The organism is Actinoplanes sp. NPDC051346 (assembly GCF_040682215.1).
In the GTDB taxonomy this organism is placed as follows: Bacteria; Actinomycetota; Actinomycetes; order Mycobacteriales; family Micromonosporaceae; genus Actinoplanes.
The window spans coordinates 442,762-469,131 of record NZ_JBFBAJ010000005.1; the positions used below are offsets into that span (position 1 = coordinate 442,762).

Consider the following 26,370-nt stretch of genomic DNA (forward strand, 5'->3'; position numbering starts at 1 on the left):
TATTGGGGCCGCCCGGTCGTGTATTGCCAATAGGGAGCCGTCCGGCTCGTGCTGTTCGGCGTCGCCGACTCAGCCGTCGCCGTCGCCGTCGCCGTCGCCATCACCGTCGCCGTCGCCATCACCGTCGCTGTTGTCGTCGCCGTCGCTGTTGCTGTTGCTGTTTCTGTCGTTGTCGTTGCGGTAGCGGTAGCGATAGCGGTTGTCGTTGTCGCTGTCACCGCCGTGCGCGATCTTCTGCGGCGGCGGGTTGAACTTGGCCTTCGGCCGCCCCTTGAGCGCGTCCTTCAACGTCTCCGCCACCGTGAACTTCGAGATCGTTCCCCGACTCGTCCCCACCGTGTTCTCGGGATTGTCCGGATCCGCCACGAACGCCGCCGCCGCTAGCTGCGGTGTGTAGCCGCAGAACCAGGCGCTTCGGTTGCTGTCCGTCGTCCCGCTCTTGCCGGCGACCGGCCGTTTCAGTGTCGCGTGCACCATCGGTGACGTCGACCATCCTCCGCAGCCGCCCGTCGCCGCGCCGTAGCCCGTTACGCAGCGGGCCGCGTCGGTCGCCGCCTGGGCCACCTCCGGGCTCAGTTCCTGGCGGCAGCGCGGCCCCGCGACCTTCTTGCCGTCGAATTCCAGGCTGGCACCGTCGCGGGTGTTGATCATCTGGACCGGGATGGGCTCGCAGTACTTCCCCTCGGCAGCCAGGGTCGCGAAGACGTTGGCCATCTCGATGGGGGTCGCGTCGCTCACGCCGAGGGTGAACGCACCCCAGCCGCTCCTGTTGTCGGGGTGGGCCAGGTCCTGGTCGATCTTCGTCCGCCACTTCAGGCCGAGCCGTTCCGCCATCCGGACCGCCTTCTCCGCACCGACCCTCTGCTCGAGCTGGACGAAGTACGTGTTCACCGACTTGCCGAAGCCGCTCCACATGGTCTGCCGGCCGGTCATCGACGGGCTGGAGTTCTTCGGGCACCAGCGGATGCCGCAGGTCGCCGGGCCGGGCTCGGTGATGTACTTCGTCACGAACCGCGGCGGGGCGTAGATGCTCGTGTCCAGCGGCAGGCCCTCCTCGAGCGCCGCCAGCATGGTGAAGATCTTGAAGGTGGAGCCGGCCTGGTAGCCCGCCATGTCGCCGCCGCCGAGGAGCGGGTTGACCGTGTTCGGGTAGTTGCCGCGGACGAAGTCGCGTCGGCGGCGGTCGCTGTGTTCGCCGTTGTTCTTCTGGTCCAGCGAGTAGCGGCGGTTGACGGCCATCGCCCTGATGCGGCCGGTGCCGGGCTCGATCACGACCTCGCCGTGGGCGTAGACGCTCTTCCGTTTCTCCTTGTCCAGGACGTGTTTCATCGCCGAGGACTGGATTTCCGGGTCGAGGCTGGTCACCACCTTGTAGCCGCCGCGGCGCAGGTTGGCGAGGCGGTCCTGGGCGCTGGCGCCGAACGCCGGCTGCTCCATCCACCAGTTGCGGACGTAGTCGCAGAAGAAGCCCCAGTCGTTTTCCGCCTGGGGCACCGACACGCAGTCGTTCGGTGGCGCCGTCAGGTTCAGCTTGATCTTCGATTTCTGCGCCGACCGGGCGGCGGGTTCGCTGATGGAACCCATCTCGAGCATCTGGTCGATGACGTAGTTGCGCCGGTCGGTCGCCGCCCGCTGGTCGTTGACCGCCGGGTCGTACGCCGACGGCGCCTTGACCAGCCCGGCCAGCAGGGCGGCCTCGGTGAGCGTCAGGTCCCTGGGTGTCTTGGAGAAGAAGACCTCGGAGGCCGCGAAGATTCCGTACGCGCGGTGCCCGAAGTACGCCGAGTTGAGGTACCGCTGCAGAATCTCCTGCTTCGAGATGCGCTGCTCGAGCTCGATGGCGAGGCGCATCTCCCGCAGCTTGCGTTCGGTGGTCTGCTCGGTGGCCTCCAGGGCCTCCTTGGGCGTCTTGGCGCCGTCGCGCAGCGCCATCCGTACGTATTGCATGGTCAGCGTCGACGCGCCCTGCGAGACGCCGCCGGCCTGCTGGTTCGCGACGAAGGCTCGGGCGACGCCCTTGGGGTCGACGCCGTTGTGCTCATAGAAGCGGGTGTCCTCCGATGCCACGATCGCGCTCGTGATGAACGGCGACATGTCCTCGATCTTGGTCGGCTTGCGGTGTTCTTCGTAAAACATGGTGAGCAGCGTCTTGCCGTCGTTGGCGTACACGTAGGTGGTCTGCGCCGACGGCACGACCGTGAGCTCGTCGGGCATGCTCTGCAAAGCGTCCGCCCCGGTCTTCGCCCCGACGCCGGCGAGGGCGACCAGCGGGAAGAGGAGTCCGGCGATCGCGAGCCCGGCGATGAGTCCGGCTCGGATGAGCGGGGCGAGTCGTCCAGCTTTGGCGAGTCCGGTCTTCTTCACCCTTCGAAGGTATGACAAAAAGCCTCATGTCCTGACGGAACGGCCGAAGTGGCCCCCGGTTTGCGATCCGGCATGCTGGGCCGTGTGGAGATGGATCTGCACCACCACGGCGACGCCGAGGTGGCACCCGGGCTGGTCGATCTGGCGGTCAACGTGCGGCGGCAGCCGATGCCGTCCTGGCTCGCCGATCCGATCGCGGCGACGCTGACCGAGCTGGCCGCCTATCCGGACGCACGCCCTGCTACCGCCGCCGTCGCGGGACGGCACGGCCGGACCCCGGCGGAGGTCCTGTTGACCGCCGGCGCCGCCCAGGCCTTCGTCCTGATCGCCCGGGCGATCGCGGCGCGCCGCCCGGTCGTGGTGCATCCCCAGTTCACCGAGCCGGAGGCGGCACTGCGCAACGCGGGACACGACGTCGAACGCGTCCTGCTGCGCGAGGAGGACGGGTTCCGACTGGACCCGGCGGTGGTGCCGGCCGACGCCGACCTCGTCTTCGTCGGCAATCCCACCAATCCGACGTCCGTCCTGCACCGGGCCGCGGACCTCGCCGCGCTCGCCCGGCCGGGACGCGTCCTCGTCGTGGACGAGGCCTTCTCGGACACGACGTGGCGGGCCGGTGTCAGCGCGGAGCCGGAGTCGCTCGCGTCCCGCACCGACCTGCCCGGCCTGGTCGTGCTGCGCAGTCTCACCAAGACCTGGGGCCTCGCGGGCCTGCGGATCGGCTACGTCCTCGCGGCACCCGCGCTGATCGGGCGGCTGGCCGCCGCCCAGCCGCTGTGGGCCGTGTCGACCCCGGCCCTCGCGGCGGCCGAGGCGTGCGCGTCGTCGGTGGCAGTCGCCGCCGAGCGGGACATCGCGGCGGCCCTTGCCGTCGAGCGGGACCACCTGGTCGTGGGGCTGCGCGACGTGCCGGATGTCACTGTCGCCGGCCATCCGGCCAGCGCCTTTGTCGCGCTGCGCCTCGCCGGCGCCGGCCAGGTGCGTCTTGAGCTGCGCAAACGGGGGTACGCGGTCAGGCGCGGCGACACCTTTCCGGGGCTGGGCGCCGACTGGCTGCGGATCGCCGTACGCGACACTGCCACCAGCGACGCGTTTCTGACGACGCTGACCGATGTGGTGAAGGAGCGACCGTGACCCTGGAGCCGACCCTTGCGGCCATCCGGCCCGCCGACGAGCCCGCCATGGCCGCCGCCCGTGACTTGCAGTCCCGGCTGACCAAGCCGGCGGGTTCGCTGGGGGCGCTCGAGGAGCTGTCCGTACGCCTGTGCGGCATCGCCGGCGTCTGCCCGCCGCCGATGCCCGAGCCCGCGGCCATCGCGGTCTTCGCCGGTGACCACGGAGTGCACGCCCAGGGCGTCACCCCCTGGCCGCAGGAGGTCACCGCGCAGATGGTGGCCAACTTCGTCGGCGGCGGAGCGGTGATCAACGCCTTCGCCCGACAGGTCGGCGCCTCGCTCATGGTGGTCGACGTCGGCGTGGCGGTCCCGCTGCATGGCGGCGACACCCTCCTGGACGCCAACGTACGGCGGGGAACCCGCGACCTGGCCGTCACCGCGGCGATGACCGAAGACGAGGCCCGTGCCGCCCTCGAGGCCGGCATCTCGGTCGCCGGGGCGCTGATCGACGGTGGGGCGCGGTGCCTGCTCACCGGCGACATGGGCATCGCGAACACCACGCCGGCGGCGGCCCTGATCGCGGCCTTCACCGGCGCCGAGCCCGCCGCGGTCACCGGCCGGGGCACGGGGATCGACGACGACACGTACGCCCACAAGGTCGACGTGGTCGCCCGGGCCCTCGCGCTGCACCGCCCGGACCCGGCCGAGCCGCTCGCGGCGCTGGCCGCCGTCGGTGGCCTGGAGCACGCCGCCCTGGCCGGCTTCATCCTCGGCGCCGCCGCCCGCCGCGTCCCGGTGATCGTCGACGGCGTCATCGCCGCCTCGGCGGCGCTGGTGGCGGCGGCGTTCGCGCCGGACGCGGTCGCGGCGATGGTCGCCGGGCACCGCTCCGCCGAGCCGGGCGCGACCGTGGCGCTCGCCCATCTCGGCTTGACCCCGCTGCTCGACCTCGGCATGCGGCTCGGCGAGGGGTCGGGCGCCGCGCTGGCGCTGCCGCTGGTCGCGAGCGCGGCGCGGGTGCTGCGCGAGGTGGCCACCTTCGACTCGGCGGGGGTTTCGGAAAAGTGAGCCTCTATCCGCTGGCGTTGCGGCTCGAGGGCCGCCGGGTGCTCGTCGTGGGTGGCGGATCGGTGGCGACCCGCCGCGTGCCCGCCCTGTTGGACGCCGGGGCCCGGGTCCGCATCGTGTCGCCCGTGCTCACCCCCGCGCTGCAAGCGCATGTGGACGCCGGGCGGCTGACCTGGCGCGAGGGCCGCTTCGAGCCGTCCGACCTGGACGGCGCCTGGCTGGTCCAGGTGGCGGTGGACGATGCCGCGGCGGCCGCCCAGGTCAGCGTCGCGGCGGAGGAGCGCCGGATTTTCTGCGTACGCGCGGACGACCGCGACGCCGCGACGGCCTGGACGCCGGCGGTGACCCGGCAGGGACAGATCACCGTGGCGGTGACGGACGGCGGCGACCGCCGCAACGCGATGGCCTTGCGGGATCTCGTCGCCGCCGCCCTGGAGAACAACGAACTGCTCGCCCGGCGTGCCGATACCGGCCAGGTGTTCCTGGTCGGCGGCGGCCCCGGCGACCCGGAGCTGATCACGGTCAAGGGCCGCAGGCTGCTCAACCGCGCCGATGTCGTGGTGGCGGACCGGCTGGTGCCCGGCATGCTCCTCGACGAGCTGCGCCCCGAGGTGGAGCTCGTCGACGCTGCCAAGATCCCGTACGGTCCGTCCGTCGCCCAGGAGGAGATCAACCGGGTCCTGGTCGAGCGGGCCCTGGACGGGAAGCTGGTGGTTCGGCTCAAGGGCGGCGACCCGTTCGTCTTCGGTCGCGGCGGCGAGGAGGCGCTGGCGTGCGCCAAGGCCGGCGTACCCGTGACGGTCGTGCCCGGGGTGACCAGCTCGATCGCCGCGCCCGCGCTGGCCGGCATCCCGGTCACCCACCGTGGCGTCGCGCACGAGTTCACGGTCGTGTCGGGGCACGTCCCACCGGAGAGCGACCTGTCGTTGGTGGACTGGTCGGCGCTGGCCCGCCTGCGCGGCACGCTGGTGATCCTGATGGGCCTCAAGAACCTGCCGAAGATCGCCGAGAAGCTGCTGGCCGAGGGACGCCCGGCTGACACACCGGCGGCCGTCGTGCAGGAGGGTTCGACGAGCGCGCAGCGGGTGCTGCGGAGCACTCTGGGCGAGGTCGCCTCGGCGACGTCCGCCGCGGGGCTGCGTCCACCGGCCGTCGTCGTGATCGGCAACGTCGTTCCCGTGCTGGGATAGTCACCGAACGGGTGGGTAACCCATTGACATGAGTGAGCGACCGCAGATGACGCTGGCCGGGGTCGTCCTCGACTCCCCGGACGCGCAGGAACTCGCGGCGTTCTACCAGCGCCTGCTGGGCTGGAACGTCGTGCAGGACGAGCCGGAGTGGGTGAAGCTGGGCGCTCCGGCCGGCGGCCCGGGGCTGTCGTTCCAGACCGAGCCCGCCTATGTGCGCCCGGTCTGGCCCGCCGGCCCCGGCGACCCGCAGATGAGTGTCCACCTCGACATCCACGTCGATGATCTGGACGCGGCCTGCGCGCACGCCGAGAAGGCGGGTGCCACGAAGGCCGACTTCCAGCCGCAGGAGGACGTCCGGGTCTACCTCGACCCGGCCGGCCATCCCTTCTGCCTATTCCTTTGAGCCGTCCACCGGGCTTTCCACCGAGCCCTCCAGGTCGATCGCCTCGGAGCCCCCAAGCTCCTCGAGGAAGGAGCGGGCCCACTCGGCGACGTCGTGGGTGCGCAGGTGGCGCTGCATGACCCTCATGCGGCGCTTCTGCTCGGCCGGCTCCGCGCCCGCAGCCCGCAGCAGCGCGTCCTTGACGCCGTCGGGGTCGTGCGGGTTGCAGAGGAACGCCTGCCGCAGCTCGGTCGCGGCGCCGGCGAACTCGCTGAGCACCAGCGCGCCGCCGGTGTTCGAGCGGCAGGCGACGTACTCCTTGGCGACGAGGTTCATGCCGTCCCGCAGCGGGGTGACCATCATGACGTCCGCCGCGACGTACAACGCGGCGAGCTCCTGCTTGCTGTACGACTGGTGCAGGTAGTGCACGGCCGGCATGCCGACCTTGCCGAACTCGCCGTTGATCCGGCCGACCTCGCGCTCGACCTTCACCCGCAGCGCCTGGTAGTGCTCGACGCGTTCCCGGCTCGGGGTCGCGACCTGCACCATCACCGCGTCGGGCACCTGGAGCCTGCCGTCGGCGAGGAGCTCGCGGAACGCCTTGAGCCGCAGCTCGATGCCCTTGGTGTAGTCGAGGCGGTCGACGCCGAGGATGACCGTCTCCGGGTCACCCAGCTCGGCGCGGATCTCCTTGGCCCGGGCCTGCACCTTCGGGTCGGCGGCCATGCGCTCCATGTCCGCGGTGTCGATGCTGATCGGGAAGGCGCCCGCCTTGACCTTGCGCCCGTCGACCTGGATCGACTGCCCCTCGTAGCGCAGGCCGAGCAGGTGCCGGGCGAGGCGGACGAAGTTCTGCGCGGCGAGCCGCTGCTGGAAGCCGACCAGGTCGGCGCCGAGCAGGCCGCGCAGGATCTCGGCGCGGAACGGCATCTGCATGAACAGCTCGATGGGCGGGAACGGGATGTGCAGGAAGAAGCCGATCCGCAGGTCCGGGCGCATCTCCCGGAGCATCGCCGGCACCAGCTGGAGCTGGTAGTCCTGCACCCAGACGGTCGCGCCCTCCTCCGCGACTTCCGCCGCGGCCTGGGCGAACCGCTGGTTGACCACCCGGTACGCCTCGCGCCAACGCCGCTTGTAGACGGGCGTCTCAACGGCATCGTGATAGAGCGGCCAGATCGTCGCGTTCGACTGACCCTCGTAGTAGCGCTCGAGCTCCTCGGCGCTGAGCGGCACGGGATGGATGTGGATGCCCTCGAGCTCGAAAGGCTCCGGCGCGTCGCCGTCCCCGCCGGCCCACCCGATCCACGTGCCCCGGTGCTGGACGAGCACCGGATGCAGGGCGGTCACGAGGCCCCCCGGGCTCGGGCGCCACTGCCGTTCCCCGTCGACGATGACCTCGTCCACGGGCAGGCGGTTGGCTACTACGACGAAGGAACTTCGTTCGGCCACGCTGAGTGCACCTCCGGGTCGTTCTGGTTCCTCGCCCCCGAGCCTACTGTGCGTAAGCGCATGGGGCGCGCTGAGACATCTTCCGGCCGCGCGGCACCGCGTCTGGTCGACAGGTGCCATCCTTGGCCGGTGAGCCTGCCCGCTGATCTTCCCCCGCCGCGGCGACCACTGTTCTTTCCTGTGGTCATCGCCACCGTCTTTCTGAGCATCATCGGGATGTCGGCGGGCCTGGCCCTGGGCTCTCGCCACAAGGCGTCCCCCGAGTCCCCTGGACTGCCGCACATCCCGGAATCCCCGGCCGCCAGCAACGGTGGCGTCGAGTGCCCGGCCGAGATGCACGCCACCGCCCGGCGACTCGGCATCACCGACACGTTGACCCAGGTCATGCGCGTGCGCACCACGGACACGAAGACGGTTACCACGATCTGGATCTGCCGCGGCCCCGACGACGCGTTGTACTACCAGGCCAACCGGGGTGACGGGTGGGTCGAGGGGAAGACCGCGCTGTTCCTGACGAGGGTCGACCAGGAGGGTGACGGTTACGTCGCCAAGGCCGTCGACGGGACGGTTATCCGGGTGGATGAGCGGCAACTGCGCATCTTCAGGAAGAAGGGCGTGGAGACCCACGACGTCGAGCCCGAGTGACCGGGCGGCGGGAATCCTCCTGGGCCGGGCGGGGTTGTCGTCAGTGGCCGGGGAGCGACCTGGAAAGATTGTGTTCTCATTCCGGCTCCCGGAACCCACGATCACGGAGGTAGGCCGCACCGTGGCCCAGTTCATCTACACCTTGGAGAAGGCGCGCAAGGCGCACGGCGACAAGGTCGTGCTCGACAATGTGACGCTGAACTTCCTGCCCGGGGTCAAGATCGGGGTCGTCGGTCCCAACGGCGCCGGTAAGTCCAGCCTGCTCAAGATCATGGCGGGTGCGGACCAGGTCAGCAACGGCGAGGCCCGGCTGATGCCCGGCTACACCGTCGGCATGCTCGCCCAGGAGCCCCCGCTCAACGACGCGAAGACGGTCCTCGGCAACATCGAGGAGGCCGTCGCCGAGACGAAGGCCAAGCTCGATCGGTTCAACAAGATCGCCGAGCAGATGGCCACGGACTACAGCGACGAGCTGATGGAGGAGATGGGCAAGCTCCAGGAGGAGCTCGACCACTCCAACGCCTGGGACGTCGACTCCCAGCTCGAGCTCGCGATGGACGCGCTGCGCTGCCCGCCGCCGGAAGCCGACGTCACCCAGCTCTCCGGTGGTGAGCGCCGCCGGGTGGCGCTGTGCAAGCTGCTGCTCGAGGCGCCCGACCTGCTGCTGCTCGACGAGCCCACCAACCACCTCGACGCCGAGAGCGTGCAGTGGCTGGAGCAGCACCTCGCCAAGTACGCCGGCACCGTCATCGCCATCACCCACGACCGGTACTTCCTGGACAACGTGGCGACCTGGATCCTCGAGCTGGACCGCGGACGGGCCTACCCGTACGAGGGCAACTACTCGACCTACCTGGACAAGAAGGCCGCGCGTCTGGCCGTCCAGGGTCGCAAGGACCAGAAGCTGCAGAAGCGCCTCGAGAACGAGCTCGAGTGGGTGCGCTCCAACGCCAAGGCCCGGCAGACCAAGTCGAAGGCCCGCCTCGACCGCTACGAGGAGATGGCCACCGAGGCGGAGAAGACCCGCAAGCTCGACTTCGAGGAGATCCAGATTCCGCCGGGCCCGCGCCTGGGCAACACGGTCATCGAGAGCAAGGACCTGGTCAAGGGCTTCGACGACCGGGTGCTCATCGACCACCTGTCGTTCTCGCTGCCGCGCAACGGCATCGTCGGCATCATCGGCCCGAACGGCGTCGGCAAGACCACGCTCTTCAAGACCATCGTCGGGCTGGAGAAGCCGGACGAGGGTTCGGTCCGGGTCGGCGAGACCGTCAAGCTGTCGTACGTGGACCAGAGCCGCGCCGGCCTCGACGGCTCGAAGACGGTCTGGGAGGTCGTCTCCGACGGACTCGACCACATGATGGTCGGCAAGGTGGAGATGCCGTCCCGCGCCTACGTCGCCGCGTTCGGCTTCAAGGGGCCGGACCAGCAGAAGCCGGTCAAGGTGCTCTCCGGCGGTGAGCGCAACCGGCTCAACCTGGCCATGACCCTGAAGATCGGCGGCAACGTGCTGCTGCTCGACGAGCCGACGAACGACCTGGACGTCGAGACGCTGTCCAGCCTGGAGAACGCGCTGCTGGAGTTCCCGGGCTGTGCCGTGGTCATCTCCCACGACCGCATGTTCCTGGACCGGATCACCACCCACATGCTCGCGTGGGAGGGCACCGACGAGGACCCGGACAAGTGGTTCTGGTTCGAGGGCAACTACGACGCCTACGAGAAGAACAAGATCGACCGCCTCGGCCCCGACGCCGCCCGACCGCACCGCGTGACCTACCGCAAGCTGACGCGTGACTAGATTTATCCACGACGCCACCGTCCGTTGGTCCGACATGGACGCCTACGGCCACGTCAACAACGCGCGCTTTCTCACCCTTTACGAGGAGGCGCGCGTTGCCATGTTCTTCATCGGCGCGCGGGCGCAGGGACTCACATCGTTCGAGGACGGCATCGTCATCTCGCGGCAGGAGATCGACTACCTGCGCCCGGTCGACTACGGCGATCCCGTACGCATCGAGCTGTGGGTTTCCGAGCTGAGGGCGGCCGCGTTCACCGTCTCGTACGAACTCTTCGACGGTGACGTGCTCGCGAGCCGGGCCCGATCCGTGTGCGTGCCGTACAACCTGGCCGAGGGGTTCCCACGCCGGTTGACGGCGGAGGAACGCGCCTTCCTCGAGCCCTACCGGGAAGAGTGATCGTCGTGACCGGACATGGCATCGCCGAGATTCCCGACGCGGGGGCGTTCCTCGCCCGGCTGACCCGCCTCGACCGCACCCTGACCGTACGGCTGCGCTCCACCCGTCCCGGACGCACGGCGCTGTGGGCCCGGCTGCCGTGGGGCGTCCTGGTCACCCGCGAGGTGGCGGGCCCCGGGCCGGGCGACGCGACGGTGTCCGCGGATGCCCTGCTCGCCGCCTTGGCCGCCGGCAGCGACGAGCTTCCGTCCCGCCGGGACGCGGACTGGCGTTGGCCGATGCCGCCCGCCGGCGTGCGGGCCATCGAGTCGGTGGCCGTCGCCGAGCTCAACCGTCTGGCGGCCGCGGCGGCGGGCACGCTGCGCGAGGTGACGTCGGGCGGGCTGGCTGGGCGCTCGGTGGGGCAGCGCGCGGTCCGCGACGCCCTTTTGGATCACGTCGCCCTCGTTGTCACCCCACCCGAGGGCGAGCCGGTTTCGGTCCCGCAGCGACTCGTTCAGGCCGTCTCCCGGATGGGTTTCCTCGGACCGGCCGACATGGACGGTCCGGGAGCGCGCGTGTGCACAGCGGGACGGTGGGTGGGACTTTCGGCACCATATGGAGTTGCGTGGCTACTGCCGGTCCAAGAATTGACTGTTATGCCTATAGGGGGTCACCCGAAAGGGTGATGCTGCATCGGTTGTCCGGTCGCGCCCTCCCTTTGAGGGGATGACCTCCGCGACCTGTACGGGTACCGTCGCCCCCGGGCCACCCGCCACGCCCGGCGGCTGACCTGCTGGGGAGTGAGGTGCACAACGATGCCGTGGTGGTCATGGCGTCCCGGGTCGTCCGGAGACAACGAGCGCGAGAGCGGCGGCGAGGTCGCCGTGCAGAGCAGCGTCCGCATCGGCGTGCCGGCGCAGCGTGAGCCGGAGCGCTTGGCGAAACCCTCCGCCGATCTGTCCACGGTCGACGAGCCCGAGCAGGTCGCCCCGGTCGACCTCGCCCGGATCGGCAAGGCCCTGGACCTGCTCGACATCCGATTCCTCGCCGACGGCGGCGGCAGCCTCCTGGCGATGTGGGAACGGCACGCGGTGCTGTTCACCCTCGAGGGGCCGGACGACGAGATCCTCGTGATGCGGGCCCGCCCGCACGCGACCGTCCCGCCCGACTGGGCGGACCGCGCCTACCGCGTGGTCAACGAATGGAACCACACCCGCCGCTTCTGCAAGGCGTACGTCGGCGACCCCACCGAACGTGGGCAACTGCCGATCTACGCGGAGTTGCAGGTGCCGCTAGCCTCCGGCGCCCACGACGCGTTGCTGGTCGAAATGCTCGACTGCGGCGCGGCGGTCGCCACCTCCTTCGTCGACTGGCTCCACGACGAGGGCGCTCTGTTGTAATTGCTTCGCTTCGCGTGGCTTTCGCCCCTGGGAAGACGATGACTTAGGCCCGGTTTTGGCATCCGCACACTCCGCGAATGCCAAACCGGGCCTAAGTCATCGTCGGGCGAAAGCCCCAGGGGCTGGAGGAACGAGCGGAGTCAGGGGCGGGTCAGCTTAGGGGGAACATGCCTAGGCGGCCGTGGTACTCCTTGCCGAGTTCGTCGGTGTCCCAGCCGACGATCAGGCCCTCGGGTACGGCCCGGAATGCTCGGACGCCCACGTTGCGCTTGAGGGTCGGGTTCCAGGGGAGGGCGCGGCCGGTTGTGGGGCTGATGGCGCCGATGCCGACTCTGGCGACCGCGCCCGGGCCGGGGCCCTTGGCGTCGCTGCCGTAGGGGTTGTCGAGGTAGCGCTGGTGGCCGCCGACGTAGACGGCGGTGCCGGTCACCGCGACCGCGTAGAGCGAGTCGCCGCCGGTGCGCTGGACCCAGGTCGGGTTGTGCCTGCCGCCGCCGGCGGTTTCGAAGCGGGCGGCCGAGTCGCACAGCTTCGTCGGCGAGGAGGCCCGGCCGGTCGCCACCACCACGAAGTATCCGCCGTCGGGCGAGAACTTGACCTGGCGGAGGTAGGTGTCGAAGCCTTCCATGCACTGCGGCTTGTAGGCGTCGGTGTACCAGCTCAGCAGCGTCGCAGGGGCTCCCGAGGTGTCGAACATGGCGATCTGGGTCCGGTCGGCCGTGCCGACCTTGAGCAGCGCGCCGATGATGACCAGGCGCCTGCCGTCGGGGGAGAGGTCGAAGTGCTCCACCCGGGTCCGGCTCAGCCCCGGCGCGGACAGCCTGGCATCGAAGCCGGCGTCGAGCACGCCCGAGCTGGTGTGCACGCGCGCCAGACCGACCCGCTTCACGCCGTTGACCGCGGAGAACGTGCCGCCGAGGTAGAGCCGGCTGCCGTGCGCGGCCAGGACCCGGACGTCACCCCAGTTGATCCTGGCCGTGAAGCCGGGAAGCCGTGAGCCGTCGGCGAGCGACACCCGGGTGAGGCCGCGCTGGGCCACCTGGTTGACGTTCTTGAACGCGCCGCCGAGGTAGACGCTGTTGTCGGCGCCGGGCGCCAGGGAGTAGACCGCCGCGTCCACCTCGGGGGCGAACGGGCGCACGATGCCGTCGCGCAGCCCGTACGCGAAGACGTTCTTGCGGTCGTAGGTCAGCTTGCGGGTGCTGTCCTGGACCTTGGTGAAGCTGCCGCCGACCACCACGGTGTCACCGACCACCGCCAGTGCCCACACGGTGCCGTCGAGGACGTGCGGCGTGTGGTCGACCGGATTCATCGATACCACCGAGGGCTGGGCGAGGTCGGCCGCCGCGGGCGTCGCGCCCAGCAGGGCGGCGCAGGATAGCGCGGCAGCGGCGAACAGGCGGCGTCGCATCGGTGGCAGCTCCTGGGATCGGGACGCGGGTCAACCGATCAACGAACGGCCGGGCCCCCAGGATGCGCATCCATGGTGTTCACCATGAAGTACGCGGCGCGCTCCAGATAGTTCCAGAGGTCGGTGTGCTGCGGCTCCGGCAGCTCCAGGGAGTCCACGGCGTCGCGCATGTGCCGCAGCCACGCGTCGCGTTCCTCGGCGCCGACCCGAAACGGTGCGTGCCGCATCCGCAGGCGTGGGTGACCACGACTGGCCGAATACGTGTTCGGACCGCCCCAGTACTGCATGAGGAACAGCGTCAGCCGTTCGGCCGCCGGGCCGAGGTCCTCCTCCGGATACATCGGGCGCAGCAGAGGGTCGTCGGCGACGCCCTCGTAGAACCGATCGACGAGCCGGCGGAAAGTGGGCTCGCCGCCGACCGCCTCGAAGAAGCTGACCTCGCTCACCCGTCCAGTCTGCCAGCCGCCCTGTGCCGCCCCGGGCCGGGTGTGAGACGCGAGGTGGTTCCCCTGGGTAGCGCCCTTCCGCCGTTCAATTCCGCCGGCCCGTGTGGGCGTCCCGCGTTGCCGGTGAGATCGGATCCGGGCGGACGGACGGAGTTGGCGGGCCCGTCTTGACCGTGCGGCCGGTCTTGGCCGTGGGGTCGGCTCGCGGTGGGATAGCACGGGCCGGACGAGGGGAGCGTGCCGGACGGGGGCGCGGGATCGTGCGACGACGGGGCCGGAGTCGCCTCGGGGGCCGAGACCGGTTCCACTCCGGGCTCAACGGCCGCGACCGGCTCGGCGGCCTCGGCGCGGCTGCGCCAGCGGGCGGCCACCGTCGCCATCAGGACCAGCCCTCCGAGGCTCCACAGGCCCATGACCAGCGGGATCGACGAGTGCTGCGCGAGCGCACCGCTGACGATGACCGCGACGCCCTGGGTGAGCTGCATGCCGCCCTGCATCACGCCGAAGGCCCGGGCGCGGTATCCGTGCGGCAGGGCGAGGACGAAGACGCCGTTGAGCGTCGGCATGAGCACGCCCTGGGCGATGCCCGAGATCACCACGAGGGTGGCGACCGTCGTCGCGTTCGGTGCCCACATGGTCAGCGCCAGCGCGAGCGGTGCGAGCACGGCGAACGGCTTGACCAGCCGATTTCGGCGCGACGGGTGCACCAGCCGGCCCACCATGAGGCCGCCGATGACGAAGCCCACCGGGCCGGCCGCCATGATCAGGCCCTGGTCGAAACCGCGCGCCATGGGTTCGTCGTGGAACAGCGCCGCCCAGCCGGCCGCGAGGCCCTCGGGCAGAACCGTGAAGGTCGTGAGCGCGAACGCCATCAGGGCGATCGACCGCAGCAACGGCGTGCCGAAGACCAGCCGGTAACCCTCGCTCATCTCCCGTAGGAGGTGCCGGCGCCGGTCCGGGCTGCTCACCGCCGGGCGGTAGCGGACTCCGGCCGCGATGATCGCCGCGGAGACGAGGAAGGAGAGGGCGTCCAGGGCGATGCCGATCCGGGCACCGACCCCGGCGGCCAGGGTGGCACCCGCGAGGTAGCCGAGGACCTGTGCCGCCTGCGCCGTGGAGGAATTCACGGCGAGGCCGGTCACGACCTGGTGGCGCGGAAGAATCAGCGGGATCAGCGCGGAGCGGGCCGCCTGCGTCGGCGGTGCGCCCAGCATCGCCACGAACAGCAACGCGAGGATCGCGGGCACGGGCATGTCCGGCAGGGCGATCAGCGCGATCGGCACGGCCCGGACCAGATCACAGACGATCAGGACCCTTCGGTACGGATAGCGCTCCGCGACGGCCGCCAGCACCGGCCCACCCGCGATCCACGGCAGATAGCTCACCGCGAACGAGGCGGCCGACAGCAGCACCGACTGGGTCTGCTGGTAGACGAGCACGACGATCGCGGCCCGGGCCAGGTAGTCGCCGATCCAGTTGACGATCAGGGACAGGTAGAGCGCTCGGAACTCGCGAACCGCGAAGACGTCCCGGAAGGTCACCAGGCGTTCCGGCTCCGTCCCGCCGCCAGGCCTGTCGCCGAGCTGCGCGCCGGGTCGGTCGTCGGACACCAGGGCCCTCCATCGATCGCGACGGCCGGCGGGATCACCCACGGCGGTCGGCCACGGACACCGCGGGCCGAACGATCTCCGGCCCGCGTACGTGACGCTGCATGTGCAGATGCTTCTTGCACGATTCTGCCCGATCGGTCGAGCCGTGGCTAGTGCGTATGGGGGGTTCATCCGCCGTTCGGCCGAGGGCGAACATCCCCCACTATGCCCTATCCGCAGCTCAGGTGGCGCCTCCCGGCGTGCCCGATGTGTCCGGCGTGGTGCCCGAAATCAACGGCGGGACCGCCGATCGCGGCAACATCCGCGACACCGCGATGCGTTCGGAGATGCCGGAGGTCTCCAGCGCCTCGGTGAGCCGGCGTCGCAACTCGCGTTGCACGATCGGTTGACCATCCGCCGTGGTCTTGGCGATGGTCCGGATGACCGCGCCGTCCACCGTCATCTGCTCCACGCCGATCACGTCCGGCGGCTCCAGGAACTCGGTGGCGTGCTCCGGCTCGTCCGCCAGCGCCAGCGCGGCCTCGCGCAGCACCGCGGTCGCCTCCTCGGAGTTGACGAAGCCGATCGGGATGTCGATAACCACCATCGCCCAGCCCTGGCTCTTGTTGCCGACGCGGATGATCTCGCCGTTGCGGATGTACCAGAGCACGCCGCGCATGTCGCGGACGGTCGTAACCCTCAGGCCGACCGTCTCCACGACGCCGACGGCGTCGCCGAGGTCCACCGAGTCGCCGACGCCGTACTGGTCCTCCAGGAGCATGAAAAGGCCGGCGATGAGGTCCTTGACCAGGCTCTGCGCGCCGAAGCCGAGCGCCACGCCCACGATGCCGGCGCTGGCCAGCAGCGGCCCCAGATTGAAGCCCAACTCGGCCATCACCAACAGGGCCGCCATGGTGAAGACGACCGCGGTGACGAAACTCCTCAGCACCGAGCCGATCGCCTCGGCACGCTGGCGGCGTCGCTCCGGGATGAACTGGTTCTCCGCCGCTTCCGGCTGCTTGGCGGTCCGCTCACGCAGCGGCTTGAGCAGCGCCGGCATCTCGGCCCGGGAGGTCGAGGTGGTCAGCCGGCTGATCGCGCGGTGCAGCGCCCAGCGGATCAGCATGGCGATCAGGATGATCGCCAGAATCCTCAGCGGCTTGACGATGAACACGAAACTGCCGTTGGCCAGCCACTGGATGCCGGTCTCGTCGAAGACCCAGGAGCACAGCGTGTCGTTCTTGCAGCTCTCGGTGACGTCGGGCGTGCCGTTGTAGATCGGCTGCGGAGGTCCGGATGGGGTGGGAATGGGGGCTAGCGGGATCACGGGTCCTCACCGTACCCGCTGCGTCGCGCCGCCCGGGAACCGGACATCTTCGCACGAGACCTCAGACGTTTACGTCCCGGCCGGCAGATTGTGCTCGCATAATCGTCATCCATCAGGGACTATTGGCGCACGAGGGTCGCCGGAGCCGGGGCCCTCCTGACGACTTGGCCAGACGACAAAGCACATCGGGAGCGGTTACAAGCACCTACACCGAAGGGTGATCGCGATGCCTGACATACGACCCACAGTGGGCTCTTCCGCGTTGGTTCTGAACGCTACCTACGAGCCGCTGTGCGTCGTATCGGTGCGTCGAGCGACCATTTTGGTGCTGACCGCCAAGGCGGAATGCGTCTCCGACGGGGACGGCATTCTGCACAGTGCCCGCCAGTGCCTCCCGGTGCCGTCCGTGGTCCGCCTCACCCGCTATGTGAAGGTGCCGTACAGGACGCACGTCGGTCTGTCCCGCCGGGCCATCTTCGCCCGCGACGGCGGTCGGTGCGCCTACTGTCGCGGCTCGGCCGAGACGATCGACCACGTCTTTCCCCGCAGCCGGGGCGGCCTGCACGCCTGGGAGAACGTGGTCGCGGCGTGCGCCAAGTGCAACCACAGCAAGGGTGACAAGACGCCGGCCGAGTTGGGCTGGCGGCTGCACGCGCCGCCGCAGGCGCCCCGGGGGGTGGCCTGGCGGGTGCTGGGGCACCGCACCCCGGACCCGCGCTGGGCGGACTGGTTGGACCTACCGACCCCGGTCGAGGCCGAAGCCGCCTGATCACCGCCGTCTTTCCCGCCGACAAGCGCGGTTCAGTGCCCCCGCTTCGTGCCGACGAGTGAGGCGAAGACGATGATGTTGTCGGCGTAGCCGCGGTCGCCGCCCACCCAGCGTCCCCCACAGGTGACCAGCCGCAACGACGGCCTGCTGAAATCGCCGTAGACCCGATGCTTCGGCAGCTTCGTCTTGCCGAACCGCTCCACCGAATTCACCTGGAAGACGGCCGTCTCGTCATCCTCCCGAAGGACTTCGATCCGCTGCCCAGGCTCGAGATCCTTGAGGCGATGGAAGACCGCCGGGCCCGTACCGGTGTCGACATGACCCACGATCAGCGCCGGGCCGAATTGTCCCGGGGTAGGGCCCTTGTCGAACCAGCCCGCCTCGTGGAGCCGGCTCGGCGGGGGAACGGCCACGGTGCCGTCCTCCGCCAGGCCCACCCTCAGCACCGGCGCCTCCACTTTGATGGCGGGGATCGTCAGGCGCTTCGGCCTGCTGGGATCGAGCACCGGAAATTCGTGGGCCGGTGGCTTGTCCGGCCCCCGGAACAGGTCCCCGAGGTCGAAACCGGTGGCCACGCCGGCGCCGGCCCCGAGGGCGAAGAGCCCGACGAAGACCAGCGCCGCGGCGATCAGCCCCAACGGCATTGGCCTGCGACCGCGTGCGGGGCTCGGTGCCGGAAGCCGCCTGCGGCGTGGTGGACGCGGCGACCGAGCCGGCGCGGGGGGCGGCGGAGGCAACCGGCGCGGCGGCACCACGGCGCCGGACCGGGTCGCCGTCACCTCGAGGCGCGCGGCGGGAGGCGCCGGGGACCCGACGATCTTGGCAGGACGGCGACGGAGCACCGATTCCGGCATCCGGGGCCCCGCGGCCGCCGCGTCAAACCTGCGGGGTCCGGGAACGACCGACTCGGGCGCGCCGGGCCCGGCGGCTGCCGGCTCGGGCGCGCTGCGCCTGCCGGCTACCGGTTCTCGCGTGCCAGGCCCGGCGGCTGCCGGTTCGGGCCCGCCGGGCCTGGCGGCTACCGGCTCGGGCTTGCGGGGTTCGGCGCCGGGTGCCGGCCGTGCCGGGCGCGACACCGCGCCTCAACTCACGCGGCGGCGGCGCAACGCCGCGACGCCCACCAGGATGCCGGCGGCGAGCGCCGCCGCCCCGCCGCCGATCAGCATCGGCGGCGACGTGCCCGGCGCCGTGCCGCCGCCTCCGGTCGCCGGGCCGCGCACCGGTTCGACCATGGCCAGCACATGCACTGTGGTCTTGGCCGTCTTGCCGTCGGGGCAGCGCAGCTCGACCGAGTAGTCGCCGGGGTCGGTGGTGGCGGGCACCCGCACGGTGGCGGTCAGGAAGCCGTAGCGGGGGGCGACGGCCACGACGCCCAGCGGGCCCGCGGTCACCTTGGCCGCGGTGAGATTGTCGTCGCAGCTGGCGCGGATGCCGACCGGATCGCCGGCCCGGACGGTGCTGGGGATGACTTCGACGAAGACGGCGGCTGCCAGCGCGGGGGATTCCGGCAGCAGGACCACCGGCACGGCAAGGGCGAGCGTGGCGAGCGCGGCCGGGACGATTGGGCGCATGACCTCCCCTTCCTGCCGCCCGAGAGGAAACGTCGCAGACGGCACCTGAGGGCGATTTTCGCACCTCGGCGCCCTTTTTGGGCGGTCCGCGATATCCCACCTAGTGGGTCTTGACACCCGGCGGTCCGTGACGGCGCCCACTCCGCTACCGTGATTGACGTTCGGATCACTGGGAACACAGTGACTTTGCCCGGTTCCTTTTGACGCCTGGGGGCGTTGAGGTTGTCGATATTCAGCACGATTCTGGTCTTCGCGGTGACTCCCCTCGCGGTCGTCATCGTGATCGGTGCCCTTGCCGCGCTCGGCGGCAGCCACCACCGGCCCGACCGTCGTTACCGGCCCGGCCGGCCCTACGATTTCGCGCCGACGTGGTTCCTGGCGTCGCCCGCACAGGTGAGCCCGGCCCTTGGCAAGACCTCCGGCGCTCAGGCGCTGGAGTCAGGCGAGCACCGGCAGGTGCGGCCCGGACCGGTGGGAGGCGCAAGTGACCGTTGGTGAGCAGCAGGCCTTCATCAGCGTCGGTGAGCAGCCGCTGACCGCGCTCGACCACCCGGGCGGCCCGACCCTGTCCGAGCAGCCCGAGCTGACGATGTCCGCCGAGAGCATCGCCGCGCTCGACGGGCCGTTCTCGACCCGTCAGCTCCTGCGCCTCGACGAGGCGCTGCGCGTCGCCGACCAGCAGACCGGGCTGACCTTCAGCGTCTACCTCGGCGAGCTCGCCGAGCCCACCCGGGAGAGCGCGGAGCAGCTGCACCGCCAGCTCGAGGGGGCGGCCAGCGCGGTGCTCGTCGCGGTCTCGCCGAACCAGCGGATCCTCGAGATCGTCACCGGCTCGGACGCCCGCAAGCGCATCTCCGACCGCGACGCCAAGCTCGCCGCGCTGTCGATGTCGGCGGCGTTCGCGGGCGGAGATCTGGCGGGCGGAGTCCTCGCCGGACTCGACCAGCTCGCCTCCCACGCCGGCCGCCACTGAGCCGAAACCGCCGGCCGTCACTGAGTCGAACCGCCGGCCGTCACTGAGTCGAATCGCCGGCCGCCGCTGAGTCGAACGAACCGCCAGCTAGGCGGGAAGCAGGCTACATCCAGGTGCTCGGGGCGACCCGGACCGGGAACGGGGCGTCGACCTTCACCAGGTCGGCGCCCTGAATCGTTCTCGCCGGCCCGTAGCCACCCGGGCCCAGCTCATAGACGTGCAGCACCGCCTCCGGCTCCGGCACGACGCGCCAATAGCTGGCGATGCCGGCGTCGGCGTACAGGGCGGGTTTGAGGAGCCGGTCGTAGCGCCGGCTGGCGGCGGTCTCGACTTCGACGACCAGCGCGACGTCCGCCGGATCGGCCCAGATCGCGCCGGACGAGTACGGCCGCAGCACGGTCACATCCGGGATGAGATTGCTCGCCCCCAGCTCGATGCCGAGCCGGTCGCACACCCACCAGCCCTCCGGCGCCGCCCCGCGCAGCGTGGTGATCAACGCCTCGACCGCGGTCTCGTGGGGACTGTCCAACGGCGGCGTCACGTGCAGGCTGCCGTCGACGATCTCGTAGCGGTGGCCGTCCTGCGGGAACAGGTGCAGATCCGGCTCGGTCCAGGGACCTTCGGGAGCGGCCCATCGCACCGGGGAACTGTGGCCGATCACCACCACCGCACCACCTCCATCACCGCGGAGTGTCAGCGTACTCACGCAGTGTGGTTTGCGGTGGAATTCCCGGCCGTGAGTTTCGCGGGTCGCGAGGAATGGAACTCCTCGCGACCCGCCCACGACTCAGGCGCTGGCGTCCTTCGCCCGGGCCTTCAGGGCGCGCAGCACGCCGTCGCGGCCCTCGGCCACGAGCCGGCGCAGCGACGGCGAGTGGCCATCGGCGGCCAGCCAGGCGTCGGTCGACGCGACGGTCTCCTCGCTCACCTGGTAGGCCGGGTAGGCCAGCATCACGAACTCCTGGGCCGGCTCGCTGTCCGAGCGCGCCCACACCTGCTCCACGACCTCGAAGAACTTCGACGCGTACGGCGCGGTTAGCGCCACCTGCGTCGACGACTGGAAGCCCTGCAGCAGCGACCGGTTGAGCCAGTTCGGCAGCTTCTCGCCGCCGGTGAGCTTCGCCCAGACGGCCGCCTTGTTCTCCGGCGTCGGCAGCAGGGCCCGGGCGAGGGCGGCCTCGCGCTCGCCGCTCGCGGTGCGGTCCGACTCGAGCTCGGCGGCGATCTCCTTCTCGGTCGCGGCACCCCGGGCGGCCAGCGACTCCAGCAGCGACCAGCGCAGCTCGGTGTCGACGGTCAGGCCGGCCGGCACGTCCCGGCCCTCCAGCCAGCCGCGGAGGACGGCAAGCTCCTCGGGCCTGCGGGCGGCACCGACGAAGGCGCGTGCCCAGGCGAGCTGGAAGCCGCTGCCCGGCTCCGCCGCCGCGAGCGCCTCGCGGGCCGTCGTGGCGAGCTGCGCCCAGCCGGTCGGCGCCCACTGCGGGTCCGCGTACATGGTCAGGGTGGTCGCCGCCTGCCGCAGCGTGGCCGTGGTCAGGTTGATGTCGCGTTCCTTGGGCAGGCCGGTGCTGACCAGCGCCACGTAGTCGCGGGCCGCCAGCTCGGCGTCGCGGACCATGTCCCAGGCGGCCGCCCAGCACAGCGCCCGCGGCAGCGACGACTCGAAGCCATCGATGTGGCGCACGATCGTCGCCATCGAACGCTCGTCGAGGCGCAGCTTCGCGTACGTGAGGTCGTCGTCGTTGACCAGCAGCACGTCCGCCGCACGCACCCCGACGAGTGCCGGGATCGCAGTCTCCTCGCCGCTCACGTCGATCTCCAGGCGGTCGCGGCGCACGAGCCGGTCGCCCTGGACGTCGTAGAGGCCGACGCCGATGCGGTGGGTCCGCAGCGTCGGGTACGCCGCCGGAGCCTCCTGCTTGACCACGACCCTCTCGTAGTTGCCGTCCGCTCCGATGCTCAGGACCGGGCGCAGCGTGTTGACCTGCGCGGTCTCCAGCCACTGGGCGGCGAACTTGCGCAGCTCGCGCCCGGACGCCGTCTCCAGCTCGGTCAGCAGGTCGTCGAAGGTGGCGTTGCCCCACGCGTGCCGCTGGAAGTACGCCCGCAGCCCGGCCCGGAACGCGTCCAGCCCGACGTACGCCACGAGCTGCTTGATGACGCTCGCGCCCTTCGCGTACGTGATGCCGTCGAAGTTGACCTCGACCGCCTCGAGGTCGGGCATCTCGCAGTAGACCGGGTGGGTCGACGAGAGCTGGTCCTGGCGGTAGCCCCAGGTCTTGCGGACCGAGAGGAACGTCGTCCAGGCGTCGGTGAAGCGGGTGGCGCCGGTGTTGCACCAGTGGCTCGCCCACTCGGCGAACGACTCGTTCAGCCACAGGTCGTTCCACCAGCGCATGGTCACCAGGTCGCCGAACCACATGTGGGCCAGCTCGTGCAGGATCGTGTTCGCGCGCTGCTCGTACTCGTAGTCGGTGACCTGCGACCGGAAGATGTAGTGCGCCTCGGCGTGCGTGACACAGCCGAAGTTCTCCATCGCGCCGGCGTTGAAGTCGGGCACCCAGAGCTGGTCGTACTTCGGCAGCGGGTAGCGCACGCCGAACTGCTCGTGGAAGAAGTCGAAGCCCTGCTTGGTGATGAGGAACAGGTTGTCGGCGTCGAGGTACCGCGCCATCGAGGCCCGGCAGAAGACACCCAGCTCGATGCCGTCGTGGCTGTCGCGAACCTCGTGGTACGGCCCCGCGCACAGCGCCGTGATGTACGTGCTCATCCGCGCCGAGGTCGCGAAGTGAACCGTCTTAGCGCCGGCCTCGGCGGGAGCCGTGCTCTCCACCGGCATGTTCGAGACGACCTTCCAGTGCCCCGGCACGGTGGCGTGCCAGGTGAACACGCTCTTGAGGTCGGGCTGGTCGAACGCCGCGAACACCCGCTGGGCGTCCGCGGTCTCGAACTGGCTGTAGAGGTAGACCTCTTTGTCGACCGGGTCCTCGCTGCGCTGCATGCCCTGGCCGCTGGCCGAGAAGTAGTAGTCGGCGTCGACGACGAGGGTGTTCTCGGCGGCCAGCCCGGTCAGCGTCAGGCCGTTCTCGGCCGACCAGCCGGACGTGTCGACGGGCGCGCCGTTGAGCACGGCGGAGCGCAGGGACGCGGCGGCGACCTCGATGAAGGTCTGCGCGCCCGGTTCGGTGCAGCGGAACGTGACCTCGGTGACCGATCGGAAGGTGCCCTCGCCCGGGCCTCCGGCTCCGTCGGTCAGATCCAGGGCGATGTCGTACCCCGTCACCTCGAGCAGGCGGGCCCGCTCGGCGGCCTCCACCTGGGTCAGGTTACGAACTCCGGCCACGTTCACTCTCCTCCACGCTGGCAGGGGCCGCGTCGCCCCGCCTCGAGCTTCGCACGCCACCTTATGCGCTGTGTCCTGAGCCACCACCCACCGCTGCCGCCGCGTGGACCGATCCGGGTAGTTCGCCGGAAAACATCACGCCCGCGGGGCGATTGTCGTTCCAATGGTGAGAACCGTCACCGCAGGACCGGAGGCTCCGATGGCCGAATCCGACACCGTCGCCACCAGCACCATCGCGGTGCACCGGGGCGCCTGGGCGAGCGTCTGCCCGAGCCTGCCCGCCGAGGTGGCCGAGATGGTGGCGCCGCCCGTCCTCGTCTCGAGCCTGCCCGTCAACGGCGCGGGGGACGCGCAACAGCTCCAACGGCGGGCACGTGAGGCACGCTCGCGGGCGAACATGCCCTCGGTTCCCGCGTACGGACGGCACCGCCGCACGACCTGAAGGGTGAGAAGCCCGGGGGCCGGGCCCCCACGGGATCGGCCCGTTTCGGTAGGTTCGCGGTCATGACGGTCGTGCACCCGATCAATCGGGCCTGGATCACCACTGGCGGCACCGGCGCGCAGAACTACGACGAGTTCGCGGACGATGCGGAGATCACCGAGATCATCGCCGCCAACCCACACAGCGCGTTGGCCATCGAGATGCCCCACCGGGCACCGGGATCGGTGGGCCGGTCTTTCCTCGACAGCCTGTCCGGCGCCGCCGCCCGCCTCGAGCAGGAGAAGGCGGAGGGCAGCTACACCCCCGCCGAACAGGTGGTCGTGCTCTACCGGATCACCGCGCCGGGCGAGACCGCCGCGTACGGACTGTGGGCCATGGTCGAGACCGCCCAGATCTCCACCAGCGCCGACGAGCCCGGCCTGGTGATCCGCAACGAGGACGTGTTCATCGCCAAGGTGCGCGAGCGGGTGGCGCTCGCCGAGACGTTGCGCACGCTGCTCTCGCCCGTGCTCCTGCTGCAGACCGGCAAGGGTGACGAGCTGCACGCCGCGCTCGCGGCCGCGACCGACGCGGCCGGGGCGCCCGTCGCGAGCGACCTGGACCAGAGCGGGCGCACGCACGCGATCTGGACCGTTCCCGCCGGTCCGCTCCAGGACGACCTGATCGCGCTCGCCGGCGGCGGCGAGCTCGTCGTGGCCGACGGCAACCACCGCAGCCTCGCCGCGCAGACCGGCGGCCTGCCGCGCTTCCTCGCGGTGGTGACCACCCCGGCGTCGGTCGCCATCCAGCCCTACAACCGGCTCGTCGCCGAACTCCCGGTCGAGGACCTGGTCGCCCAGCTCACCGCGGCGGGCGCGCGCGTCGAGGAACTGCCGCGCCCCGCGGACATCCCGGCCAAGGGCACCATCCATCTGTACGCGCACAGCACGTCGTACGCGGTGACCCTGCCCGCGGCCGACGGCGCCTCGGCGGTGGAGAACCTGGACCACGCCCTGGTCGAACGGGTGCTGTTGCGGGACGCCCTCGGGCTCGACCCGGGCGACAAGCGGATCTCGTATGTCGGCGGCGACTATTCGGCAGAGTGGCTGCGCGGCGAGGTCGACGCCGGCCGCGCCGAACTGGCGGTAATGATCGCGCCGGTCACCGTCGACGACTTCGTCGCGGTGAACCTCGCCCGGCAGAAGCTGCCCCGCAAGAGCACCTGGTTCACCCCGAAGGCCCGCGCCGGCCTCGTCCTGGCCCAACTCGACTGAACCATGGCTCTACATCCCCAGGTTGAGGCGTCGCTGGCCATCCGGCGGCGCCCACCCGCCGAGGTGCTGGCTGCCGAGCCGCTGGAGCGGCTGCGCTACGCCCGGCAGGCGATGGAGGACTCCAACGAGGCCGAGTGCGGCCCGGCGATTCCCCTGCCGGTCGTGGCCGACGTGGATGCCGACGGCGTCGCCTGCCGGCTCTACGCCTCCCGCACCGGTGCACCCGTCTTCGTCTACCTGCACGGCGGCGGCTGGTGTTACGGCAGCGTGGAGACGGTCGACCGGCTCTGTCGCAGGATCGCCGATCGCTCCGGCTGCGCGGTCCTGTCGGTGGATTACCGCCTCGCCCCGGAACACATCCACCCGGCCGCGCTCGAGGACGTCGAAACGGTGCTGGCGTGGGTCCGCAAGGAGGGCTCAGGCCTCGGCGTCGACCCGTCGCGGCTGGCGATCGGCGGTGACAGCGCGGGCGGCCAGCTCGCCACGGTCGCCGCGCGCCGCCAGCGGGACGCGGCCACCCCGCTCGACTACCAGGTGCTCATCTACCCGGCGATCGATCCGATGACCGCCTCCGAGTCCTACGACGAGGTCGGCGGATACGGCCTCGACCGCGCCTCGATGCGGCTCGCCTGGGACACCTTCGTCCCCTGCCAGACCGACCGCTTCGGCCCGGACGTGGCGCCGCTGGCCGCCGGTGACCTCGCGGGCATGCCACCCACCCTGCTGATCACCGCGGAGTACGACGTCCTGCGCGACGAGGGCGCCGACTACGCCGACGCGCTGCTCGCCGCCGGGGTCCCGGTGGTTCATGTCCGCTACGCCGGCGTCAACCACGGCTTCGCCCGCAAGCTCGCCCTTTTCGACGCGGCCCGGGCCGCCGCGGACCAGATCGCCGTCAGCCTCCGGGCGGCTCTGACCTTCTGATCGGCGTTTGACAGACTGCGGGTCATGCGCGTCTACCTCGGTTCCGATCACGCCGGCTACGAGCTGAAGAGCCACCTCGTCAACCACCTCGCCAAGCAGGGGTACGAAGTCGTCGACGTCGGCCCGCACGTCTACGACCCCGAGGACGACTACCCGGCGTTCTGCTTCCACACCGGCGCGAAGGTGGTCGCCGACGAGGGCAGCCTGGGCATCGTCATCGGCGGCTCGGGCAACGGCGAGCAGATCGCCGCGAACAAGGTCGTCGGCGTCCGCTCGGCGCTGGCCTGGAGGGTCGAGATCGCCCAGCTGGCCCGCCAGCACAACGACTCGAACGTCCTGGCGCTCGGCGCCCGCCAGCACACCCTGGACGAGGCGACGGCGATGGCGGAGGCGTTCCTGACCACGGCGTTCTCCGGCGAGTCCCGGCACGCCCGCCGCATCGGCCAGCTCGCCGCGTTCGAGGGCGGCCGCGAGCTGCCGCCGCTGCCCGAGGCCTGACGCCGATCACGGCCACGATTCAGACCCAGGCCCC

The 26,370-nt window shown here is 70.9% G+C and carries 25 protein-coding genes and 1 pseudogene; 16 read left to right on the forward strand and 10 right to left on the reverse strand.

Annotated features, from left to right (window positions below; genetic code table 11):
* Window positions 1–240: 240 nt before the first annotated feature.
* Window positions 241–2,364, reverse strand: a pseudogene (locus AB0M36_RS16135) (transglycosylase domain-containing protein); the annotation flags it as partial.
* 72 nt (window positions 2,365–2,436) lie between these two features.
* On the opposite strand from AB0M36_RS16135, the gene cobC reads away from it, so the two are divergent.
* From cobC to AB0M36_RS16155, 4 genes are read left to right on the forward strand one after another with little or no spacing between them, the layout of a single operon-like run.
* The gene (gene cobC, locus AB0M36_RS16140; RefSeq protein ID WP_364157638.1) at window positions 2,437–3,498 is read left to right on the forward strand and encodes an Rv2231c family pyridoxal phosphate-dependent protein CobC; all 1,062 of its coding nucleotides are present in this window, start codon (window positions 2,437–2,439) and stop codon (window positions 3,496–3,498) included.
* The gene (gene cobT, locus AB0M36_RS16145; protein ID WP_364157641.1) at window positions 3,495–4,547 is read left to right on the forward strand and encodes a nicotinate-nucleotide--dimethylbenzimidazole phosphoribosyltransferase; all 1,053 of its coding nucleotides are present in this window, start codon (window positions 3,495–3,497) and stop codon (window positions 4,545–4,547) included. The genes cobC and cobT overlap by 4 nt, the downstream gene beginning before the upstream one ends.
* A complete protein-coding gene (gene cobA / locus AB0M36_RS16150) occupies window positions 4,544–5,737 on the forward strand; it encodes a uroporphyrinogen-III C-methyltransferase (RefSeq protein WP_364157644.1) in 1,194 nt (397 codons plus the stop codon). Before cobT ends, cobA begins: the two co-directional genes overlap by 4 nt.
* A 28-nt stretch (window positions 5,738–5,765) precedes the next feature.
* The gene (locus AB0M36_RS16155; protein WP_364157647.1) at window positions 5,766–6,140 is read left to right on the forward strand and encodes a VOC family protein; all 375 of its coding nucleotides are present in this window, start codon (window positions 5,766–5,768) and stop codon (window positions 6,138–6,140) included.
* Here AB0M36_RS16155 and AB0M36_RS16160 read toward each other — a convergent pair.
* Window positions 6,129–7,568 (reverse strand): trehalose-6-phosphate synthase, encoded by a 1,440-nt coding sequence (locus AB0M36_RS16160; RefSeq protein WP_364157650.1) that lies wholly within the window; start codon window positions 7,566–7,568, stop codon window positions 6,129–6,131. The genes AB0M36_RS16155 and AB0M36_RS16160 overlap by 12 nt on opposite strands.
* Window positions 7,569–7,697: 129 nt before the next feature.
* On the opposite strand from AB0M36_RS16160, the gene AB0M36_RS16165 reads away from it, so the two are divergent.
* The 5 genes from AB0M36_RS16165 to AB0M36_RS16185 all read left to right on the forward strand — a co-directional run bounded on the left by AB0M36_RS16165 (window position 7,698) and on the right by AB0M36_RS16185 (window position 11,790).
* Window positions 7,698–8,213 (forward strand): hypothetical protein, encoded by a 516-nt coding sequence (locus AB0M36_RS16165; protein WP_364157653.1) that lies wholly within the window; start codon window positions 7,698–7,700, stop codon window positions 8,211–8,213.
* A 121-nt stretch (window positions 8,214–8,334) separates the two neighbouring features.
* Window positions 8,335–10,011, forward strand: coding sequence for an energy-dependent translational throttle protein EttA (ettA, locus tag AB0M36_RS16170; protein ID WP_364157656.1), 1,677 nt, complete (start codon window positions 8,335–8,337; stop codon window positions 10,009–10,011).
* Window positions 10,004–10,408, forward strand: coding sequence for a thioesterase family protein (locus AB0M36_RS16175; protein ID WP_364157659.1), 405 nt, complete (start codon window positions 10,004–10,006; stop codon window positions 10,406–10,408). Before ettA ends, AB0M36_RS16175 begins: the two co-directional genes overlap by 8 nt.
* A gap of 5 nt (window positions 10,409–10,413) precedes the next feature.
* On the forward strand, window positions 10,414–11,076 hold the full coding sequence (locus AB0M36_RS16180; RefSeq protein ID WP_364157662.1) for a hypothetical protein: 663 nt from the start codon (window positions 10,414–10,416) through the stop codon (window positions 11,074–11,076).
* Window positions 11,077–11,205: 129 nt separating this feature from the next.
* Window positions 11,206–11,790 (forward strand): YbjN domain-containing protein, encoded by a 585-nt coding sequence (locus tag AB0M36_RS16185; RefSeq protein ID WP_364157665.1) that lies wholly within the window; start codon window positions 11,206–11,208, stop codon window positions 11,788–11,790.
* A 151-nt stretch (window positions 11,791–11,941) separates the two neighbouring features.
* On the opposite strand, the gene AB0M36_RS16190 is transcribed toward AB0M36_RS16185, so the two are convergent.
* The 4 genes from AB0M36_RS16190 to AB0M36_RS16205 all read right to left on the reverse strand — a co-directional run bounded on the left by AB0M36_RS16190 (window position 11,942) and on the right by AB0M36_RS16205 (window position 16,515).
* Window positions 11,942–13,201 (reverse strand): PKD domain containing protein, encoded by a 1,260-nt coding sequence (locus tag AB0M36_RS16190; protein WP_364157667.1) that lies wholly within the window; start codon window positions 13,199–13,201, stop codon window positions 11,942–11,944.
* Window positions 13,202–13,239: 38 nt separating this feature from the next.
* The gene (locus AB0M36_RS16195; protein WP_364157670.1) at window positions 13,240–13,647 is read right to left on the reverse strand and encodes a globin; all 408 of its coding nucleotides are present in this window, start codon (window positions 13,645–13,647) and stop codon (window positions 13,240–13,242) included.
* Window positions 13,644–15,257 (reverse strand): MFS transporter, encoded by a 1,614-nt coding sequence (locus AB0M36_RS16200; RefSeq protein ID WP_364157673.1) that lies wholly within the window; start codon window positions 15,255–15,257, stop codon window positions 13,644–13,646. Before AB0M36_RS16200 ends, AB0M36_RS16195 begins: the two co-directional genes overlap by 4 nt.
* 220 nt (window positions 15,258–15,477) lie before the next feature.
* Entirely contained in the window at window positions 15,478–16,515 is a 1,038-nt protein-coding gene (locus tag AB0M36_RS16205) for a mechanosensitive ion channel family protein (protein ID WP_364157777.1), read from the reverse strand.
* 274 nt (window positions 16,516–16,789) lie between these two features.
* On the opposite strand from AB0M36_RS16205, the gene AB0M36_RS16210 reads away from it, so the two are divergent.
* Entirely contained in the window at window positions 16,790–17,332 is a 543-nt protein-coding gene (locus AB0M36_RS16210) for an HNH endonuclease (protein WP_364157676.1), read from the forward strand.
* A 32-nt stretch (window positions 17,333–17,364) separates the two neighbouring features.
* Here AB0M36_RS16210 and AB0M36_RS16215 read toward each other — a convergent pair whose 3' ends face one another.
* Both AB0M36_RS16215 and AB0M36_RS16220 read right to left on the reverse strand, forming a co-directional pair.
* Complete coding sequence (locus tag AB0M36_RS16215) at window positions 17,365–18,186, reverse strand: class F sortase (RefSeq protein WP_364157679.1); 822 nt, start codon at window positions 18,184–18,186, stop codon at window positions 17,365–17,367.
* A gap of 228 nt (window positions 18,187–18,414) precedes the next feature.
* The gene (locus AB0M36_RS16220; protein WP_364157682.1) at window positions 18,415–18,903 is read right to left on the reverse strand and encodes a hypothetical protein; all 489 of its coding nucleotides are present in this window, start codon (window positions 18,901–18,903) and stop codon (window positions 18,415–18,417) included.
* Window positions 18,904–19,125: 222 nt separating this feature from the next.
* Here AB0M36_RS16220 and AB0M36_RS16225 point away from each other — a divergent pair, with 222 nt between their 5' ends.
* Both AB0M36_RS16225 and AB0M36_RS16230 read left to right on the forward strand, forming a co-directional pair.
* Window positions 19,126–19,401, forward strand: a complete 276-nt coding sequence (locus tag AB0M36_RS16225) for a hypothetical protein (RefSeq protein WP_364157685.1) — start codon at window positions 19,126–19,128, stop codon at window positions 19,399–19,401.
* A gap of 91 nt (window positions 19,402–19,492) precedes the next feature.
* Entirely contained in the window at window positions 19,493–19,876 is a 384-nt protein-coding gene (locus AB0M36_RS16230; protein WP_364157780.1) for a DUF5130 family protein, read from the forward strand.
* A 103-nt stretch (window positions 19,877–19,979) separates the two neighbouring features.
* Here the strand turns inward: AB0M36_RS16230 and AB0M36_RS16235 are convergent, their stop codons facing one another.
* Both AB0M36_RS16235 and pepN read right to left on the reverse strand, forming a co-directional pair.
* Window positions 19,980–20,582: a Uma2 family endonuclease gene (locus AB0M36_RS16235; RefSeq protein WP_364157687.1), complete on the reverse strand. Its 603-nt coding sequence runs from the start codon at window positions 20,580–20,582 to the stop codon at window positions 19,980–19,982.
* An 81-nt stretch (window positions 20,583–20,663) separates the two neighbouring features.
* A complete protein-coding gene (gene pepN / locus AB0M36_RS16240) occupies window positions 20,664–23,219 on the reverse strand; it encodes an aminopeptidase N (protein ID WP_364157689.1) in 2,556 nt (851 codons plus the stop codon).
* A gap of 199 nt (window positions 23,220–23,418) precedes the next feature.
* Here pepN and AB0M36_RS16245 point away from each other — a divergent pair, with 199 nt between their 5' ends.
* The 4 genes from AB0M36_RS16245 to AB0M36_RS16260 all read left to right on the forward strand — a co-directional run bounded on the left by AB0M36_RS16245 (window position 23,419) and on the right by AB0M36_RS16260 (window position 26,336).
* Window positions 23,419–23,661 (forward strand): hypothetical protein, encoded by a 243-nt coding sequence (locus AB0M36_RS16245; RefSeq protein ID WP_364157691.1) that lies wholly within the window; start codon window positions 23,419–23,421, stop codon window positions 23,659–23,661.
* A 62-nt stretch (window positions 23,662–23,723) separates the two neighbouring features.
* Window positions 23,724–24,914 (forward strand): DUF1015 family protein, encoded by a 1,191-nt coding sequence (locus AB0M36_RS16250; RefSeq protein ID WP_364157693.1) that lies wholly within the window; start codon window positions 23,724–23,726, stop codon window positions 24,912–24,914.
* A 3-nt stretch (window positions 24,915–24,917) separates the two neighbouring features.
* On the forward strand, window positions 24,918–25,838 hold the full coding sequence (locus AB0M36_RS16255; protein ID WP_364157695.1) for an alpha/beta hydrolase: 921 nt from the start codon (window positions 24,918–24,920) through the stop codon (window positions 25,836–25,838).
* A 24-nt stretch (window positions 25,839–25,862) separates the two neighbouring features.
* Complete coding sequence (locus AB0M36_RS16260) at window positions 25,863–26,336, forward strand: ribose-5-phosphate isomerase (RefSeq protein WP_364157697.1); 474 nt, start codon at window positions 25,863–25,865, stop codon at window positions 26,334–26,336.
* Window positions 26,337–26,370 lie beyond the last annotated feature (34 nt).

Excerpts from the sequence above, each read along its gene's own strand:
- AB0M36_RS16250 (WP_364157693.1), top strand. The coding sequence starts at position 23,724 with ATGACGGTCGTGCACCCGATCAATCGGGCCTGGATCACCACTGGCGGC.
- AB0M36_RS16245 (WP_364157691.1), top strand. The coding sequence starts at position 23,419 with ATGGCCGAATCCGACACCGTCGCCACCAGCACCATCGCGGTGCACCGG.
- AB0M36_RS16220 (WP_364157682.1), bottom strand. The coding sequence starts at position 18,903 with ATGCGCCCAATCGTCCCGGCCGCGCTCGCCACGCTCGCCCTTGCCGTG.
- cobC (WP_364157638.1), top strand. The coding sequence starts at position 2,437 with ATGCTGGGCCGTGTGGAGATGGATCTGCACCACCACGGCGACGCCGAG.
- AB0M36_RS16230 (WP_364157780.1), top strand. The coding sequence starts at position 19,493 with ATGTCCGCCGAGAGCATCGCCGCGCTCGACGGGCCGTTCTCGACCCGT.
- AB0M36_RS16190 (WP_364157667.1), bottom strand. The coding sequence starts at position 13,201 with ATGCGACGCCGCCTGTTCGCCGCTGCCGCGCTATCCTGCGCCGCCCTG.
- AB0M36_RS16155 (WP_364157647.1), top strand. The coding sequence starts at position 5,766 with ATGAGTGAGCGACCGCAGATGACGCTGGCCGGGGTCGTCCTCGACTCC.
- AB0M36_RS16185 (WP_364157665.1), top strand. The coding sequence starts at position 11,206 with ATGCCGTGGTGGTCATGGCGTCCCGGGTCGTCCGGAGACAACGAGCGC.
- AB0M36_RS16210 (WP_364157676.1), top strand. The coding sequence starts at position 16,790 with ATGCCTGACATACGACCCACAGTGGGCTCTTCCGCGTTGGTTCTGAAC.
- AB0M36_RS16255 (WP_364157695.1), top strand. The coding sequence starts at position 24,918 with ATGGCTCTACATCCCCAGGTTGAGGCGTCGCTGGCCATCCGGCGGCGC.
- AB0M36_RS16215 (WP_364157679.1), bottom strand. The coding sequence starts at position 18,186 with ATGCCGGAATCGGTGCTCCGTCGCCGTCCTGCCAAGATCGTCGGGTCC.
- AB0M36_RS16260 (WP_364157697.1), top strand. The coding sequence starts at position 25,863 with ATGCGCGTCTACCTCGGTTCCGATCACGCCGGCTACGAGCTGAAGAGC.